The 15,701-nt window shown below is 68.4% G+C and carries 13 protein-coding genes; 10 read left to right on the top strand and 3 right to left on the bottom strand.

All coding sequences use genetic code 11. From position 1 onward, the window contains the following. Window positions 1-34 precede the first annotated feature (34 nt). A complete protein-coding gene (locus tag AVJ23_RS19260) occupies window positions 35-724 on the top strand; it encodes a hypothetical protein (protein ID WP_058863862.1) in 690 nt (229 codons plus the stop codon). 48 nt (window positions 725-772) lie between these two features. Here the strand turns inward: AVJ23_RS19260 and AVJ23_RS19255 are convergent, their stop codons facing one another. The 3 genes from AVJ23_RS19255 to AVJ23_RS19245 all read right to left on the bottom strand — a co-directional run bounded on the left by AVJ23_RS19255 (window position 773) and on the right by AVJ23_RS19245 (window position 5,049). Continuing rightward, the gene (locus tag AVJ23_RS19255; protein ID WP_058863861.1) at window positions 773-2,185 is read right to left on the bottom strand and encodes a DEAD/DEAH box helicase; all 1,413 of its coding nucleotides are present in this window, start codon (window positions 2,183-2,185) and stop codon (window positions 773-775) included. 195 nt (window positions 2,186-2,380) lie between these two features. Continuing rightward, window positions 2,381-3,328: a glycosyltransferase family 2 protein gene (locus AVJ23_RS19250; protein ID WP_058863860.1), complete on the bottom strand. Its 948-nt coding sequence runs from the start codon at window positions 3,326-3,328 to the stop codon at window positions 2,381-2,383. Then, a complete protein-coding gene (locus tag AVJ23_RS19245; protein ID WP_058863859.1) occupies window positions 3,325-5,049 on the bottom strand; it encodes a glycosyltransferase family 2 protein in 1,725 nt (574 codons plus the stop codon). Before AVJ23_RS19245 ends, AVJ23_RS19250 begins: the two co-directional genes overlap by 4 nt. Window positions 5,050-5,293: 244 nt before the next feature. On the opposite strand from AVJ23_RS19245, the gene tgt reads away from it, so the two are divergent. The 9 genes from tgt to AVJ23_RS23645 all read left to right on the top strand — a co-directional run bounded on the left by tgt (window position 5,294) and on the right by AVJ23_RS23645 (window position 15,634). Next, window positions 5,294-6,421: a tRNA guanosine(34) transglycosylase Tgt gene (tgt, locus tag AVJ23_RS19240; RefSeq protein WP_437176758.1), complete on the top strand. Its 1,128-nt coding sequence runs from the start codon at window positions 5,294-5,296 to the stop codon at window positions 6,419-6,421. A gap of 60 nt (window positions 6,422-6,481) precedes the next feature. Beyond that, a complete protein-coding gene (locus tag AVJ23_RS19235) occupies window positions 6,482-7,903 on the top strand; it encodes a cryptochrome/photolyase family protein (RefSeq protein WP_058863857.1) in 1,422 nt (473 codons plus the stop codon). A 254-nt stretch (window positions 7,904-8,157) separates the two neighbouring features. Next, on the top strand, window positions 8,158-9,366 hold the full coding sequence (locus AVJ23_RS19230; RefSeq protein ID WP_058863856.1) for an SAM-dependent methyltransferase: 1,209 nt from the start codon (window positions 8,158-8,160) through the stop codon (window positions 9,364-9,366). Between the two features lie 3 nt (window positions 9,367-9,369). Next, window positions 9,370-9,810, top strand: a complete 441-nt coding sequence (locus AVJ23_RS19225; protein WP_058863855.1) for a TrgA family protein — start codon at window positions 9,370-9,372, stop codon at window positions 9,808-9,810. Then, complete coding sequence (locus AVJ23_RS19220; RefSeq protein ID WP_240484733.1) at window positions 9,807-10,934, top strand: gamma-glutamylcyclotransferase; 1,128 nt, start codon at window positions 9,807-9,809, stop codon at window positions 10,932-10,934. The genes AVJ23_RS19225 and AVJ23_RS19220 overlap by 4 nt, the downstream gene beginning before the upstream one ends. 55 nt (window positions 10,935-10,989) lie before the next feature. Further along, a complete protein-coding gene (locus AVJ23_RS19215; protein ID WP_058863854.1) occupies window positions 10,990-12,024 on the top strand; it encodes a cysteine synthase A in 1,035 nt (344 codons plus the stop codon). Further along, window positions 12,021-14,459, top strand: a complete 2,439-nt coding sequence (locus AVJ23_RS19210) for a DUF3772 domain-containing protein (RefSeq protein ID WP_058863853.1) — start codon at window positions 12,021-12,023, stop codon at window positions 14,457-14,459. Before AVJ23_RS19215 ends, AVJ23_RS19210 begins: the two co-directional genes overlap by 4 nt. Then, window positions 14,456-15,169 carry an alanyl-tRNA editing protein gene (locus AVJ23_RS19205; RefSeq protein ID WP_058863852.1) on the top strand — a complete coding sequence of 238 codons (714 nt, stop codon included), beginning with the start codon at window positions 14,456-14,458 and terminating at the stop codon, window positions 15,167-15,169. The genes AVJ23_RS19210 and AVJ23_RS19205 overlap by 4 nt, the downstream gene beginning before the upstream one ends. 321 nt (window positions 15,170-15,490) lie before the next feature. Continuing rightward, window positions 15,491-15,634, top strand: coding sequence for a hypothetical protein (locus AVJ23_RS23645; RefSeq protein ID WP_099045541.1), 144 nt, complete (start codon window positions 15,491-15,493; stop codon window positions 15,632-15,634). Window positions 15,635-15,701 lie beyond the last annotated feature (67 nt).

The following is a 15,701-nucleotide window of genomic DNA, read 5'->3' as shown; positions in this document are numbered from 1 at the left end:
GCAGGGTGGTGGCGTATCTGTTCCGGAGTTCTTCATGAGATTTCAAGCCACTATCCTTGCGCTTACGGTCGTCACGGCCATGGGCGCAAGGGCCGAGCCCGCGCCGCGCACGTTTCTCGATTTCGACACGGTGTCGAAACGGTCGGGGGAAGCTGCTTACGAGGGTTTTTCGGACACCACGATCCTGCAGGCGCCCAAGGGGCAGATCGCCTTTGTACAATGCCACAACTTCTGCACGCTGTGGCTGCGGGACGGGCTCTTCGCCACGGAAGCCGTGGCCTATCCCGCGAGAGAAGACATCGATCTCGAGCGTCTTTATACGCGCGACGCCGTTCTGGAGATGAAGGGGGCCATCGACGTCACCGTGCGCGACAGGCAGGGCGGGCTGGTCTTTCCGTTAGAGGATGGCAAGCACGTCGCGTGGACCGAGGACTGGCGCTCGGAAGGGTTCAACGCGCAGTATCGGATGTCCGTGGAGCAATCCTGTTGCGTGGCCGCGGACAACCCGCTGGCGCAGTCCGAGCAGTTGTGGCGTCTGACCTACCGGTTCGAAGAGGTCGAGTCGGATCGTGTGTCGAGCGGCGAGATGACGTTCTTCTACGACCCCGTGCTGGAATGGTGGATCCGGGCCGAGACCATCACGCGCAGCGCACCGGACCGCGAAACCCCGCTCTCGGCCATCATCATCGAGGAGCGGCTTGCGGAAATCGACAAGCCCGAATGACCGGGCGGGCGGCGAAAGCCGCCACGTCCGTTGGTCCGGCGCGGGCGGTCAGCTCGCGCGGCGTTCCTCGAAGCTGAGTGCGATGAACTCGGGCATGTGATCGCCCATGCCGACGACATTGCTGTCCTGCCCGCCACGGTCCGAGCGGCGCGACGGCTTGTCCGCGCCGCGATCCAAGGATTTGCGCCCGCGCGACGACTTGCCGGAGCTGCGGGATTTCTCGCGCTGCGGCTCGGCACTGTCGCTGGCCTTGGGCTGCGGCGTTTCGCTGTCCTGCGCGGGGGTCTCGTCCTTGGCCGCGGGGGCCGGCTTGGCGACGGGGTTGTCGAGCCGCGGGATCTCTTTCTGGAGCAGCTTCTCGACCGATTCGAAGTATTTCTCGTCGCGCGGCGTGCAGATTGTGAAGGCCTTGCCCGAACGGCCGGCGCGGCCGGTGCGTCCGATGCGGTGCACGTAATCCTCGGCATGGCTGGGCACATCGAAATTGAACACGTGGCTGACAGCCGGGATGTCCAGCCCGCGCGCCGCCACGTCCGAGGCGATCAGCAGGCGGATCGTGCCGGCGCGGAACCCGTCCAGCGTGCGGGTGCGCTGGCTCTGGTCGAGGTCGCCATGGATCGGGGCCGCGTCATAGCCGTGCTTTTTCAGCGACTTGGCCACCACGTCCACATCCACCTTGCGGTTGCAGAAGATGATCGCGTTGGAGCAGGCCTCGCCCTCGGCCTCGATCAGCGCGCGCAGCACGGCGCGTTTCTCGGTGCTCTCGCGGTCGCGGCGCGAGGGTTTGAAGACCACGGCGCCCTGTTCGATCGTCTCGGAGGCGGTAGCCTGGCGGGCGACCTCGATCCGCGCGGGCGCGGAGAGAAAGGTGTTGGTGATACGCTCGATCTCGGGCGCCATGGTGGCCGAGAAGAACAGCGTCTGCCGGGTGAAGGGCGTCAGGCTGAAGATCCGCTCGATATCGGGGATGAAGCCCATGTCGAGCATGCGGTCGGCCTCGTCCACCACCATGATCTCGATGCCGGTCAGCAGCAGCTTGCCGCGTTCGAAATGGTCCAGCAGCCGGCCGGGCGTGGCGATCAGCACGTCGACGCCCTTGTCGATCAGCACGTCCTGTTCCTTGAAGGACACGCCACCGATCAGCAGCGCCTTGGTCAGCTTCACATGCTTGGAATAGGTGTCGAAATTCTCGGCCACCTGCGCGGCCAGTTCCCGCGTGGGGCAGAGCACGAGGCTGCGCGGCATGCGCGCCCGGGCGCGGCCGCGGGCCAGCTTGGTGATCATCGGCAGCGTGAAGCTGGCCGTCTTGCCGGTGCCGGTCTGGGCGATGCCCAGAACGTCCTTGCCGCCCAGCGCGTGCGGGATGGCGTCGGCCTGGATGGGCGTGGGCGTCTCGTACCCGGCCTCTTCGATGGCCTTGAGCACCTTGGGGTTCAGATTGAGATCTGCGAATTTGGTCATGTAGGTCCGATCAATGCGGACACTGTGCCAGGCCCGCGCGTCTGTCTCAGGGTGGCCCGGATGGCCGGTGAGGGCAGTTCTCACCCCTGCTGTGAGCCCCCTTAAGCAATTGTTGGCAGAAGGTCAATCAAAGGCTGGGGGGCAGGGGGGCGAAGCCCTGCCGGGTGTTTCCGTCTTGGCGACAATCTGCGCAAGTCACGCGGCATTGATGCCGGGGAAGTGACGGGCGCGCAGGGCGGGCAGGTCCATCGGCACGCGGCGCAGCAGGCCATGTCTCTGCAGGCGGTCGCAAAGCCCCCGGTCGGCGACGCAGAGCTCGTCGAAGAAGGCGCGCAGCGCGGGCGTGCCGCCTTCGGCCTCGATGCCGCGCAGCAGGTCGTGCAGGTTGACCGCGCCGGGCTGGCGCACCTGCGGCTTGAGCTCGGCCCGGTAGGAGCCGCGCGCCAGCCGGAAGCGGTAGGCGGCGATGAAATGCGCCCAGTCGGCGGCGTGGAAATGGCCGAGCGGCAGGCCCGGCAGCTCGACCTGTCCCGGGTTGCTCTCGCCCTCCAGCCGGACATTGTGGATGCGGATCTGCAACCCCTTGGTGGGCCGGAAGAAGAGCTTGCCGGCCACGTGGCTGAGAAACCCGCCCGAAAGGTGGCGCCCCCAGGTCGGGAAACAGGCCTCGGCCGCGCGCTGCCGGTCGCGCTGGTCGAGGTGAAAGGCCTTGAAGGCGGTCTCGCCCGGGGCCACCCCGTCGCCGGGGGCCAGCGCCTCGACCGGGCGCAGCCGTGCGCAGAGCGCCTCGGCGGGCAGGCGGGCCAGTTGCTCGGCCACGGGGGTGTCGGGCAGCAGGAACTCGTCCACGTCGATATGGGCCAGCCAGTCGACTTCGGGTTTGCGGTTGTTGGCGTGGCGCGCGTTCAGCCCCTGGCGGGCCTGGTGCATCTCGGGCCGGCCCTTGCGCTTGGCCCAATAGGCCGCGTCGGTGGTGATGACGCGAATCCGGGGATGGGCCTTGAGCACGGCCTGCGTCTCGGGCGCCTCTTCATCGAGATAAATGTAGAGCCGGTGGGCGCCCAGCTCGAGATGCCAGGAAGCGAAGTCGAGGATCGCGCCCAGGGGCGCCTTGACCGTGGTGACCGTGCCCCAGCGCGTCACGGCAGCCGCCCGAAGACGCGTTTCACCGTGGCGTCGAAATCGAACCGATGGGTGAGCAGCATGCCCTGCGCCTCCAGCCGGGCCCGCAGCTCGGGCGTGTCGGCGCAGACCTCGTCGAAAAACAGCCGCAACCCGTCCTCGCCCTCCTCCTCGGACAGGAAGCGGAACAGCTCGGCCTGTCCCAGCTCGGGCCGGTCTGCGCGCCGCCGGTAGGAGCCGTGATCCTGCCGGAAGGCGAGGTGGTCGCGGAAATGCGCCCATTCGGGGGCGTGGAAATGCGCCACGTAGACCCCGGGCAGCTTGCTGCGGTTGGTCGCCTCGGCGCCGCGGTATTTCAGCGCGTGGATGCCCAGCCGCGTGTCCGGGATGCCGGTCCGCACAAGGATCTTGCCCGAGGTATGCGACAGGAACCCGCCATAGAGATGCATCCCGAAGGTCGGGTAGATGTCCTGCAGCCGGGCCTTGGGCACGCCGGCCTGCGCATGGGTCAGCTTGAAATGGCACGGCGTCGCGCCCTCGCGGGCCAGCGCCTCGGCGGGCGGGATACGCGCCACGGCATGGGCGGGCGGCAGCTGGGCCAGCAGACCGGGCAGGGGCGCCTCGGCGATCAGGAACTCGTCCACGTCCACATGGCCCAGCCAGTCCAGCGTCTCGGCCGAGGCGGCCAGCGCGCGGGTGGCGTTCAGCGCCTGCCGGCGCTGGTGGGCGTCGGGGCGCGGCTTGCCGGTGGCCTGCCAGTAGGCGTCATCGCAGCGGGTCAGGCGGATGCGCGGGTGGCGTGCCAGGTAGGACTCGGCCTCGGGGTCGGGCGCGTCGAGATAGAGGTGCAGCTCCTGCGCGCCCATGTCGAGGTGATGCGCGGCAAAGCGGGCGATCTGCGCCAGCGGCGCCTTGACCGTGGCCACCAGACCCCAGCGCAGGGTCTGCGGCGACAGGTGCAGCCGGTCGACCGGCACCGGCGCGATATGGGATTTCGCGGCGGGGGTCTCGGCCTTTTCCGCCTTGCGCCGGCGCATCGTCTCGAACCGGCTGAACACGGTGCGCGGGTCATGGATCATGAGGTCGATCAGGTGATGGGCGAGCGGCGCGATCACGGCATCCTGCGCGGCCTCCTGCCAGAGCCGGGCGATCAGGTTCACGTCGAGCCCGCCGCCCGCCAGCGCATAGGCATCCATGTCGAGCGGCAGGGCGGCCCGCAGCTTGCCCGCGCCGTGCGGCTGATCGGGGGGAGTGCCTGAGTAGAGCCGCTCGCTCTCGTAGAGTTTCATCGTGCCGAAGAGCGCAGTCAGCGCCAGCCCGGTGGCACGCTGCACCGGGGTCAGCCCGTGATCGCCGAAGGTGGTCACCGAGGAGACCAGCCAGCGCGCATCAAGACTGTCGAGCAGGTGGTCGGACTGCTCGGCCCAGAGCCGGTGGAACAGGCGCGGCGCGTGCTCGGGCACGGATCGCTTGCGCAAATGCGAGATGAGCAGCGCGTTCAGCAGGCAGAGCTGCGAGCGGCCGGCCAGTTCCGTGGCCAGCTGCACCCGCTTGCGGTGGAAGGAGGATCGGAAGGACGGCGTGTCCTCGGGCGCCTGCACGGCCTTGCAGGCCAGCGCGGCAAGGTCGATATCCTCGGGCGGCAGGCCTTCGCCCGGCGCGGTGTCGAACGGGTCGCGGCGGCCCTCGTACCGGGCCAGAAGGGCGGCGATTCCGCCGCGATAGGTGGGGGTCCTGCGCATGGGGCGACAGTGGCGAAGCGGCGCCGCCTCGGCAAGGTGGCCGCTGTCGAATTGTGCCGGCCTGCGGCCGGCGCAGGGGCCTCGGCGCGCGGGCCTGCGGCCCGGCGCCTCGGGCGGGTGCGCGTGGCGGGCCGGGCGCGGGTGTGCCGGCCGGGGCGTCGGTGCCGCGGGCGGGCATGAGTATTTGCGGGAAAGATGAAAGCCAGGGCTTCACAAGCGCGGGGCGCTGGGGCATCTGGCCGGCATGGCTATGACATCCTTCGACCTGACGGCCCGCGACGGCCGGGCCCGGCTGGGCGTGATCCGCACGCCGCGGGGCGAGATCCGCACCCCGGCCTTCATGCCGGTGGGCACGGCGGCCACCGTCAAGGGCATGCTGCCCGAGAGCGTGGCGGCCACCGGCGCCGACATCCTGCTGGGCAATACCTATCACCTGATGCTGCGCCCCGGGGCGGAGCGGATCGACCGGCTGGGCGGGCTGCACCGGTTCATGAACTGGGACCGGCCGATCCTGACCGATTCGGGTGGGTTCCAGGTGATGAGCCTGTCGGACCTGCGCAAGCTGACCGAGGACGGGGTGGAGTTCCGCAGCCATATCGACGGCTCCCGGCACATGCTGAGCCCGGAGCGGTCGATGGAGATCCAGCGGCTCCTGGGCTCGGATATCGTGATGGCCTTCGACGAATGCCCGGCGCTGCCGGCGGATCGCGAGCGGATCGCGGCCTCGATGCAGCTGTCGATGCGCTGGGCGGCGCGCTCGCGCGAGGCCTTCGGCGACCGGCCGGGGCACATGCTGTTCGGGATCATGCAGGGCGGGCTGGAGCGCGATCTGCGCGAGGAGAGCGCCGCGGCGCTGCGGGATATCGGCTTCGACGGCTATGCCGTGGGGGGGCTCGCCGTGGGCGAGGGGCAGGCGGCCATGTTCGACTGTCTCGACTACGCGCCGGGGTTTTTGCCGGAGGACCGGCCGCGCTACCTGATGGGGGTGGGCAAGCCCGATGACATCGTCGGCGCGGTGGTGCGCGGCATCGACATGATGGATTGCGTGCTGCCCTCGCGCTCGGGGCGGACTGGGCAGGCCTGGACGCGGCGCGGGCAGGTCAACATCAAGAACGCGCGCCATGCCGATGATCCGCGGCCGCTGGACGAGGCCTGCAGCTGTCCGGCCTGCCAGGGCTATTCGCGTGCCTACCTGCATCACGTCTTCCGCGCCGGCGAGATGATCGCGGGCATGCTGCTGACCTGGCACAACCTGCATTACTACCAGGAGCTGATGGCGGGGCTGCGCGCGGCCATTGCCGAGGGGCGCATGGCCGCGTTCGAGGCCGATTTCCACGCCGCGCGGGAAGAGGGCGACATTCCGCCGCTCTGAGGGCTTGTCTTTCGCGCGGCGGGGTTAGCTCTGCATCCAGACCCGAAAGGAGCCCGCCCCATGTCCGATACCGCCCCCGTCCTGCTGTGGTTTCGCCGCGACCTGCGGCTGTCCGATCATGCCGCCTTGCGCGCCGCCGTGGCGGCGGGCGGGCCGGTGATCCCGGTCGTGCTGCGCGACGCGCTGGTCGAGGGGCTGGGCACCGCGCCGCAATGGCGGCTGGGGCTGGGGCTGGAGGCGCTGGACGCGGCGTTGGAGGAGAAGGGGTCACGGCTGATCCTGCGCTCGGGCCGGGCGGTTGAGATGCTGCCTGCGCTGGTCGAGGAGACGGGCGCGCGGGCGGTCTACTGGTCACGGGCCTATGATCCCGAGAGCGTCGCACGCGACACCGAGGTCAAAGCGGCGCTGAAGGCGCGGGATGTGGACGCGCAGAGCTTTGCCGGCCACCTGATGTTCGAGCCCTGGACGGTGGAGACCAAGCAGGGGCAGTTCTACAAGGTCTACACCCCGTTCTGGAAGGCGGTGCGCGGGCGCGACGTGGCCGCGCCCGAGGCGACGCCGGGGCGGATCCCGGCACCGGCGAACTGGCCCGAGAGCGAGCGGCTGGAGGACTGGGCGCTGGGGGCGGGGATGCGCCGTGGGGCGGGGGTGGTCCGGCCCTACGTGCAACTGGGCGAGCGCGCGGCGCAGAGCCGGCTGGGGGCTTTCATGGCGTCGAAAGTGGCCGATTACGATTACGGGCGCGACCGGGTGGCCGAGGACGGGACCTCGTGCCTGAGCGAGAATCTCAGCCTGGGCGAGATCAGCCCGGCGCAGTGCTGGCATGCCGGCATGCGCGCGCACGAGGATGGCAAGCCGGGGGCCGAGACCTTCCTCAAGGAGCTGGTTTGGCGCGAATTCGCCTATCACCTGCTGTGGCACACGCCGCGGCTGGCCACCGACAACTGGCGCGAGGACTGGGACGCCTTCCCGTGGAACGAGGACGAGCGCCTGGCCGAGGTGAAGGCCTGGAAGCAGGGGCGCACCGGCGTGCCCTTCGTCGATGCGGGCCTGCGCGAGATGTACGTGACCGGGCGGATGCACAACCGCGCGCGGATGGTGGTGGCAAGCTACCTGACCAAGCACCTGATGTGCCACTGGAAGATCGGTATGCACTGGTTCGAGGATTGCCTGATCGACTGGGACCCGGCCTCGAACGCGATGGGCTGGCAATGGTCGGCCGGATCGGGGCCCGATGCGACGCCCTATTTCCGCGTGTTCAACCCGATCACGCAGCGCGAGCGCTTCGATCCCCAGCGCGCCTATGTGACCCGCTGGATCGCCGAGGGGCGCAGTTCTCCGTCCGCCGAGGCGTTGTCCTATTTCGAGGCCATTCCCGAGAGTTGGTCGCTGTCGCCGGACGACGCCTATCCCGCGCCGGTGGTGGGTGTGGACGAGGGCCGCAAGCGCGCCCTTGCGGCCTACGAGAACCGGGATTTCTGAAGCGGCAAGCCGCTTCGAAGCGGCTTGTTTCAAGCGGCTTGCAAGCCGCTTTGTCACGCGATTTGCAAATCGCGTCAGGAAGGCCCTTCGAAGGGCCTTCCCCCGGCGGGACCGGTTGCGCCCTGTATTGGGCAATGCGCATGCCGCGGATGTGGGGATTTCGACGCAAAATCGGGGTTTTGGCGCCTGCCACGCTTGCCAGCCCGGCCTGACGCCATAAACTTGCTGAAATCTGAATGGAACAGGGACAGGCCATGATCCTGCATGACACCGCGGACCAGAAAGATCTGCCCCGCTACTTCGCCCGCGTCTTCGACACCGCCAATGCCATGGCGCGCGGCCGGCTCGACTTCGTGCTGCCCGACGGCCGGCGCTTCCGCGCCGAGGGGGCCGCGCCCGGCCCGGTGGCCGAGTTGCACATCCACAATGACGACCTGTTCGCCCGGCTGATCCGTGAGGGCGATCTTGGCTTCTGCGAGGCCTATGTCGATGGCTGGTGGTCCACCCCCGACCTGATGGCCTTCATGGATCTCGTGCATGCCGACAATGACGACCTGTATGACGGCTTTCCGGGGCTGAAGATCGCGCGCGCCTACGAGATGCTGCGCTTTTGGCTGCAATCGAACTCCAAGCGGCAGGCGAAGAAGAACATCTCCTACCACTACGATCTCGGCAACGAATTCTACGGGCTCTGGCTCGACGACACGATGACCTATTCCTCGGCCAAGTTCGACACCGGGCAGGAGAGCATGGAGAAGGCACAGATCGCCAAATATGCCAGCATGGTCGACCAGATGGGCGCCCAGCCCGGCGACCACGTGCTGGAGATAGGCTGCGGCTGGGGCGGCTTTGCCGAATATGCCGCGAAGGAACGCGGGCTGCGGGTCACCGGGCTGACCATCTCGAAAGAGCAGCTGGCCTATGCGCAGGAGCGTATCGCGAAGGCCGGCCTGTCCGACCGGGTGGAGCTCAAGCTGCAGGATTACCGCGACGAGACCGGCACCTATGACGGGATCGCCTCGATCGAGATGTTCGAGGCGGTGGGGCAGAAATACTGGCCGACCTATTTCGACACGGTGCGCGAGCGGCTCAAGCCCGGGCGCAATGCCACGCTGCAGATCATCACCGTCCAGCATCGCCGCTGGGAGGTCTATCGCAAGGGCGTGGATTTCATCCAGAAATACATCTTCCCCGGTGGCATGCTGCCCAGCCCGGTGGTCCTGCGCGAGGAGATCGAGCGTGCCGGGCTGCAGGTGGTGCGCTCGCTGGAATTCGGCGAGAGCTATTCCCAAACGCTGCGCCGCTGGCACGAGACCTTCAACGACCGCTGGGATTCGGTGGCTGAGCTGGGGTTCGACGCGCGGTTCCGACGGATGTGGAATTTCTACCTCGCCTCTTGCGCAGCGACCTTCCACAGCGGTAACTGTGACGTGACCCAGATCACGATCGCGAGACCAGCCTGAGACATGCCCACAGCCGCCAAGCTTGTCGCCGCCCTCTGCCTGGCCTTGCTGGCACTCGTGGCTTCGGAAATGATCAAGGGGCTGATGCCGGACGGCACCGCCTTCGGTTCGTTCACACTCGTCAACATGGTGATCGGCGTGCTGATGGGCTGGTTCGTCATCGGGGCGCGCAGCGGGCGAGGCCTGTCTGCGGCCATCTCGAACGGGTTCACCGGCACGGTGGCGCTGGTCTTCTGGGGCCTTTTCGTGCAGGCGGTCAACGAGATGGTGCGCCTTGCACTGGGGCGTCGCTATGACAGTCCGCTCGAGGCGATCGGCGCGGTGTTCGAACTGATCGCGGAATATGGCGAGATCCTGCTGCACGGCCCGCTGATCGCGTTGCTGATCATCGGCGGGATCCTTGCCGGGCTGGCAGCCGAGATGGCGGCGAAACGCTGGAGGTGACCCTGACCGACCTGTTCCTGTACGGCACGCTCCGCCACGTCCCGTTGCTGGAGCGCGTGCTGGGCCGCGCCTGTCCCGAGGCCGAGCCGGCGCAGCTGCCGGACCACGCCGTCTACCGCGCCGACGGCCAGCCCTTTCCGCTGATATGCCCCGAGCCGGGCGGGCGGGCCGAGGGTTTGCTCCTGCGCGGTCTGGACGCGGACGCGGTCGACCGGCTGGATTTCTACGAGGCGGGCTTCGGCTACGACCTGCAGGACGTGAGGGTCGAGACCGCAGACGGGCCCGCCGCGGCGCGGGTCTACATGCCACGCCCGGGCCAGTGGCAGGCGGCCGAGCCCTGGGACCTGGACGGCTGGGTTGCGCGCTGGGGCGCGATCACGCTGGGCGCGGCCGAAGAGGTCATGGCGCGCCGGGGCAGCGCGGCGGCAGCCGACATGGGCCACCTGTTGCCCTTCTTCCGTGCCCGCGCCTGGTCGCACGAGATGGCGCGGCAGCCGGCACCGCAGACGCTGCGCAGCACGATGACCACCGAGGATGTCGAGATCTTGCGCCCGCGCCCCGGGTTCGACGGGTTCTTCCGCATCCGCGCGACCGAGCTGCGCCACCGCTTGTTCGGCGGCGGCTGGAGCGAGCCGATGCCGCGCGAGTGCTTCGTGGCCTACGATGTCTCGCTGGTCCTGCCTTATGATCCGCGCTCCGATCACGTACTTCTGATCGAGCAGGTCCGCTTCGGCCCGATCCATCGCGGCGACCCGGCGCCCTGGGTGCTGGAGCCGGTTGCCGGTTTGATCGACGCCGGCGAGACGCCCGAGGCTGCAGCGCTTCGCGAGGCGCGCGAAGAGGCGGATCTGGAGATCGACAGGCTGCTGCCGATCACCCGGGCCTATGCCTCGCCGGGCTATTCCACCGAGTTCTTCAACTGTTTCCTCGGCCTGTGCGACCTGTCTGGCCATGACCGGGGCCTTGGCGGGCTGGACACCGAACACGAGGACATCCGCCACCACGCGATCCCCTTCGAGCGCGCCATGGAGCTGGTCGAGAGCGGCGAGATCAACGCCGCGCCGCTTGTCATGATGATCCTGTGGCTGGCCACGCGCCGCGAGGGGCTGCTGGCATCCGCTTGAGTTCCCGGCGGGGCGGTCCTACACCATTCCAGAGATGGACAGGAAAGGACGCGCCATGCGTATCGCTCAGGACCTGGCACAGGCCGTCGGCCGGACGCCGCTGATCCGGCTTCGGAAAGCCTCGGAAGAGACCGGCTGCGAGATCCTCGGCAAGGCCGAGTTCATGAATCCCGGCCAGTCGGTCAAGGACCGCGCGGCGCTGTTCATCATCCGCGACGCGATGGAGAAGGGTCTGCTGGAGCCGGGCGGCACCATCGTCGAGGGCACGGCCGGCAATACCGGGATCGGGCTGGCACTGGTCGGCGCCTCGCTGGGCTTCAAGACGGTGATCGTCATCCCCGAGACGCAGAGCCAGGAAAAGAAGGACATGCTGCGCCTTGCCGGGGCCGAGCTGGTGCAGGTGCCCGCCGCGCCCTATCGCAACCCCAACAACTACGTGCGCTATTCCGGCCGCCTCGCCGAAGAACTGGCGAAGACCGAGCCGCATGGCGCGATCTGGGCCAACCAGTTCGACAACGTGGCCAACCGGCAGGCCCATGTCGAGACCACCGGCCCCGAGATCTGGGACCAGACCGACGGCAAGGTGGACGGGTTCATCTGCGCGGTGGGCTCGGGCGGCACGCTGGCCGGCGTGGCGCAGGCCCTGCAGCCCAAGGGGGTCAAGATCGGCCTGGCCGATCCCGATGGCGCGACGCTCTACAACTACTACACCACGGGCGAGCACAAGGCCGAGGGCAGCTCGATCTCGGAAGGGATCGGGCAGGGGCGGATCACCGCCAATCTCGAAGGCTTCCGCCCGGACCTCGCCTACAACATCCCCGACAGCGAGGCGCTGCCCATCGTCTTCGACCTGCTGGCCGAGGAAGGGCTGTGCATGGGCGGCTCGACCGGGGTGAACGTGGGCGGCGCGATCCGCATGGCGCGCGAGATGGGGCCGGGCCACACCATCGTGACGATCCTGTGCGATTTCGGGAACCGCTACCAGTCCAAGCTGTTCAACCCCGACTTCCTGAAGGACAAGGGCCTGCCCACGCCGCCATGGCTGACGCGTGCCCCGGCCAGCATTCCCGGCGTCTTCGAGGACACATGACACAGATCACCCGCTGGATCACCGCATCGCTTCTGGCGCTGGCGCTGCTGGCCGGCGCCGCGCTGGCGCAGGACCTGGCCGGGCCGGATTACGACACCTGGAACAGCCGCGCCGACCAGGCCGAGCAGGTGATCGAGGAGGGGCGCGCCTCGGACCAGGCGCTGGAGGATCTGCGCGCCCGCATCGCCGGCTGGCGCGAGCAGTTCCTGGCCGCGCAGGACACCAACGCCTCGCGCATCGACACGCTGCAATCGCAGATCGACGCGATCGGGCCGGCGCCGGAGGACGGCACCGAGGATCCCGAGATCGCCAAGCGCCGGGCCGAGCTGAACGAACAGCTGGCGCGGCTGCGTGCACCGGTGCTGCGCGCCGAAGAGGCCTATACCCGCGCCAACGGCATCATCGGCGAGATCGACCGCATCATCCGTGAGCGCCAGACCGACGAGCTGCTCGAGCTCGGGCCCTCGCCGCTCAACCCGGCCTACTGGCCGCAGGCGATCGAGGACCTGACCCAGTCGCTGCGCAATGCCTGGCGCGAGATCGCCTCCAACGCCACCTCGCGGCTCTACCAGTCCGAGGCGCAGCGCAACCTTCCGCTGATCCTGGTGCTGCTGGCGATCGGGGTGATGCTGCTGCTGCGCGGCCGGTCCTGGGCGCGGACCGGGGTGCAGATGCTGCATGGCGGTGCGCGGCGCGGCACGGGCGTGTTCCGCTTCATGGTCTCGCTGGGCCAGATTGTGCTGCCGCTGGCGGGGATCTACGCGCTCAGCCAGGCTGCCTTTGCCACCGGCATGATGGGGCCGCGCTGGACGCTGCTGCTGGAGAACCTGCCGATCTGGGCGACCACGATGCTGGGCATCCACTGGCTGGCCGACCAGGCCTTTCACGATGATGACGACATCGCGGCGCTGCAACTGACGGCCGATGACCGGGTCAAGGCGCGGGCCTTCGCCTCGATCCTTGCCGTGCTCTACGTGCTGCGCGACGTGATCGACACGCTGGCGGCGCTGGACAATTTCCCGGCCGAGACCATGGCCGTGGCGCAGTTCCCGGTGCTGGTGCTGTCGGGCTATTTCCTGTTCCGGCTGGGTCGTGTGCGCAATGACGCGCCCATGGCCGGCAGCGCCGAGGCGCGCGATCCCAGCTCGCAAAGCGTGTTCCGCCTGCGCCTCGCGCGCCTTCTGGGCCGCGCCGCGATCATCATCGGCGTGCTGGGCCCGGTCATGGCCGGGATCGGCTATTACCGCGTGGGCGAGGCGCTGGTCTACCCGGCCATCGCCACGCTGGCGCTGGTGGGCATCGTTCTGGTGCTGCAGAGCTTCTTCAACAGCCTCTACGAGATGGTCACCGGCCGCAACGCGGAAGAGGACGAAAGCCTGCTGCCCGTGCTGGCGGGCTTCATGCTCAGCCTTGCCGCGCTGCCCATCCTCGCGCTGATCTGGGGCGCGCGGGTGGCCGACCTGACCGAGCTCTGGGCGCGGTTCCGCGAGGGGTTCCAGTTCGGCGAGACGCGCATCTCGCCCACCGATTTCCTCGTCGTGGTGATCGTCTTCATCCTGGGCTACCTGCTGACGCGGCTGCTTCAGGGGGCGCTGCGCACCACGATCCTGCCCAAGACCAAGATGGACCAGGGCGGGCAGAACGCCGTCGTCTCGGGCATCGGCTATGTCGGGATCTTCTTGGCCGCGCTGATCGCCATCACGGCGGGCGGGCTGGACCTGTCCTCGCTGGCCATCGTCGCCGGTGCGCTCTCGGTCGGGATCGGTTTCGGCCTGCAGAACATCGTGTCGAACTTCGTCTCGGGGATCATCCTGCTGATCGAACGCCCGATCGGCGAGGGCGACTGGATCGAGGTCAACGGCACGCATGGCATCGTCAAGGACATCTCGGTCCGCTCGACGCGGCTGGAGACCTTCGACCGCTACGACCTGATCATTCCCAATGCCGATTTCGTCTCGGGCACGGTGGCCAACTACACCCGCGGCAACTCGCTGGGCCGGATCATCGTCGGGGTCGGCGTGGCCTATGGCTCGGACACCCGCAAGGTCGAGAAGGTGCTGCTCAACATCGCGCGCCAACATGACAAGGTGCTGATGAACCCTGCGCCTTACGTCTATTTCAAGGGGTTCGGCGCGGATTCCATGGATTTCGAGATCCGCGCCATCCTCACCGATATCGGCGAGGGGCTGGCCGTGCGCACCGAGATGAACCACCAGATCGCCGAACGCTTCGCCGAGGAGGGCATCGAGATCCCCTTCGCGCAGCGCGATGTCTGGCTGCGCAACCCCGAGACGCTGACCGCGAAACCGCCGCAAGAGGCCGCACCCGCCAGCACCGAGGGCGGCTCGGGCACGCCGGCCGAGCCCTCGGCCACTGGGCCCGCGCGGCCGGAACCCGGCGCGGTGGGCGCCGACCCGGATGGAGACGGACGATGAGCGCACTATACCGCGAGGATGCCTACCTGCGCGAGGCAACCGGCCGCGTCACCGGCCATACCGAAGAGGGTGGTCTGATCGTCACGCCGCCGCTTTTCTACCCCACGGGGGGCGGGCAGCCGGGCGACAGCGGCCGGATCGACTGGTCCGGCGGGCAGCTCGCCATCGCCACGACGGTGCGCGGGGCCGAGGGCGCGCCGGTGATGGTGCCGGCCGAGCCCGCGCCGCTGCCGCCGGTGGGCGCCGAGGTGGTGCAGGTGCTCGACTGGGAGCGGCGCCACCGCCACATGCGCATCCACACCGCGCTGCACCTGCTCAGCGTGGTGATCCCGCTGCCGGTCACCGGCGGCCAGATCGGCGCCGGCAAGGGGCGGCTGGATTTCCACATGCCCGAGCCGCCCGCGGACCTGGCTGCGCTGGAGGCGGCGCTGAACGGGCTGGTCGACCGCGACCTGGCCGTCACCGAGGGCTGGATCACCGAGGCCGAGCTGGACGCCCGGCCCGAGCTGGTCAAGACCATGTCGGTCCAGCCGCCACGCGGCGCCGGCCGGATCCGCCTGGTGCGCATCGGCGACGGCACCGAGCAGGTCGACCTGCAACCCTGCGGCGGCACCCATGTCGCGCGCACCGGCGAGATCGGCACGCTGCGCATCGGCAAGGTCGAGAACAAGGGCAAGCAGAACCGCCGGGTCAACATCACGCTGGCCTGAGCGCCCCTCTCGAACAGCGCCGCTGTGGCGGCTCCGCTTTACTCGGCACCCCTCCTAGTTCCCCGTGACGCCGAGGGACGGGAGCACGTACTCTCCCGGAGACAGTCGGACCGGGCTCGGAGCGCATCACTGTACATTGGAGTAGCCCCCTGAAAGTGGTCCACCAACAGGGATAGTTTCATCCCGAATATTGGAGGATCAGCGATGGCTGGAAAGCGAGAGAATTCGAGGCGTTCCGCCATTGGTTCGAGGAATGCCGAAGAATGAAGAGATTGTATCGAAGCTTCGTCAGGTTGAAGTTTTCAAGGACAAGGGGCGACGATTACCGAAGCTGTGCGCCAGATCGGGCTGACGCGGAAAACGTTTTACCGCTGGCGGAAGCTCTACGGCGGTATGCAGCGGTCACAACTTGTGCGGCTGAAGGAGCTGGAGATGGTCTGCCCCCAGAAAAGTGGTCCTTCCTGAGGTAGGCTTTCGAGCCAGATGGAGGACGAACGAATGGGACAGAAGAGACACAAGCCGGAGGAGATCG

The organism is Pseudoponticoccus marisrubri (assembly GCF_001482405.1).
Lineage (GTDB): Bacteria > Pseudomonadota > Alphaproteobacteria > Rhodobacterales > Rhodobacteraceae > Pseudoponticoccus > Pseudoponticoccus marisrubri.
The sequence above is the reverse complement of the archived record's forward strand: the minus strand, read 5'-3'. Positions and strand labels throughout refer to the sequence as shown.

Coding starts and splice junctions, on each gene's coding strand:
- AVJ23_RS19225 (WP_058863855.1), top strand. CDS start 9,370: ATGCCCACAGCCGCCAAGCTTGTCGCCGCCCTCTGCCTGGCCTTGCTG.
- AVJ23_RS19210 (WP_058863853.1), top strand. CDS start 12,021: ATGACACAGATCACCCGCTGGATCACCGCATCGCTTCTGGCGCTGGCG.
- AVJ23_RS19215 (WP_058863854.1), top strand. CDS start 10,990: ATGCGTATCGCTCAGGACCTGGCACAGGCCGTCGGCCGGACGCCGCTG.
- AVJ23_RS19230 (WP_058863856.1), top strand. CDS start 8,158: ATGATCCTGCATGACACCGCGGACCAGAAAGATCTGCCCCGCTACTTC.
- AVJ23_RS19255 (WP_058863861.1), bottom strand. CDS start 2,185: ATGACCAAATTCGCAGATCTCAATCTGAACCCCAAGGTGCTCAAGGCC.
- AVJ23_RS19245 (WP_058863859.1), bottom strand. CDS start 5,049: ATGCGCAGGACCCCCACCTATCGCGGCGGAATCGCCGCCCTTCTGGCC.
- AVJ23_RS19235 (WP_058863857.1), top strand. CDS start 6,482: ATGTCCGATACCGCCCCCGTCCTGCTGTGGTTTCGCCGCGACCTGCGG.
- AVJ23_RS19205 (WP_058863852.1), top strand. CDS start 14,456: ATGAGCGCACTATACCGCGAGGATGCCTACCTGCGCGAGGCAACCGGC.
- tgt (WP_437176758.1), top strand. CDS start 5,294: ATGGCTATGACATCCTTCGACCTGACGGCCCGCGACGGCCGGGCCCGG.
- AVJ23_RS19260 (WP_058863862.1), top strand. CDS start 35: ATGAGATTTCAAGCCACTATCCTTGCGCTTACGGTCGTCACGGCCATG.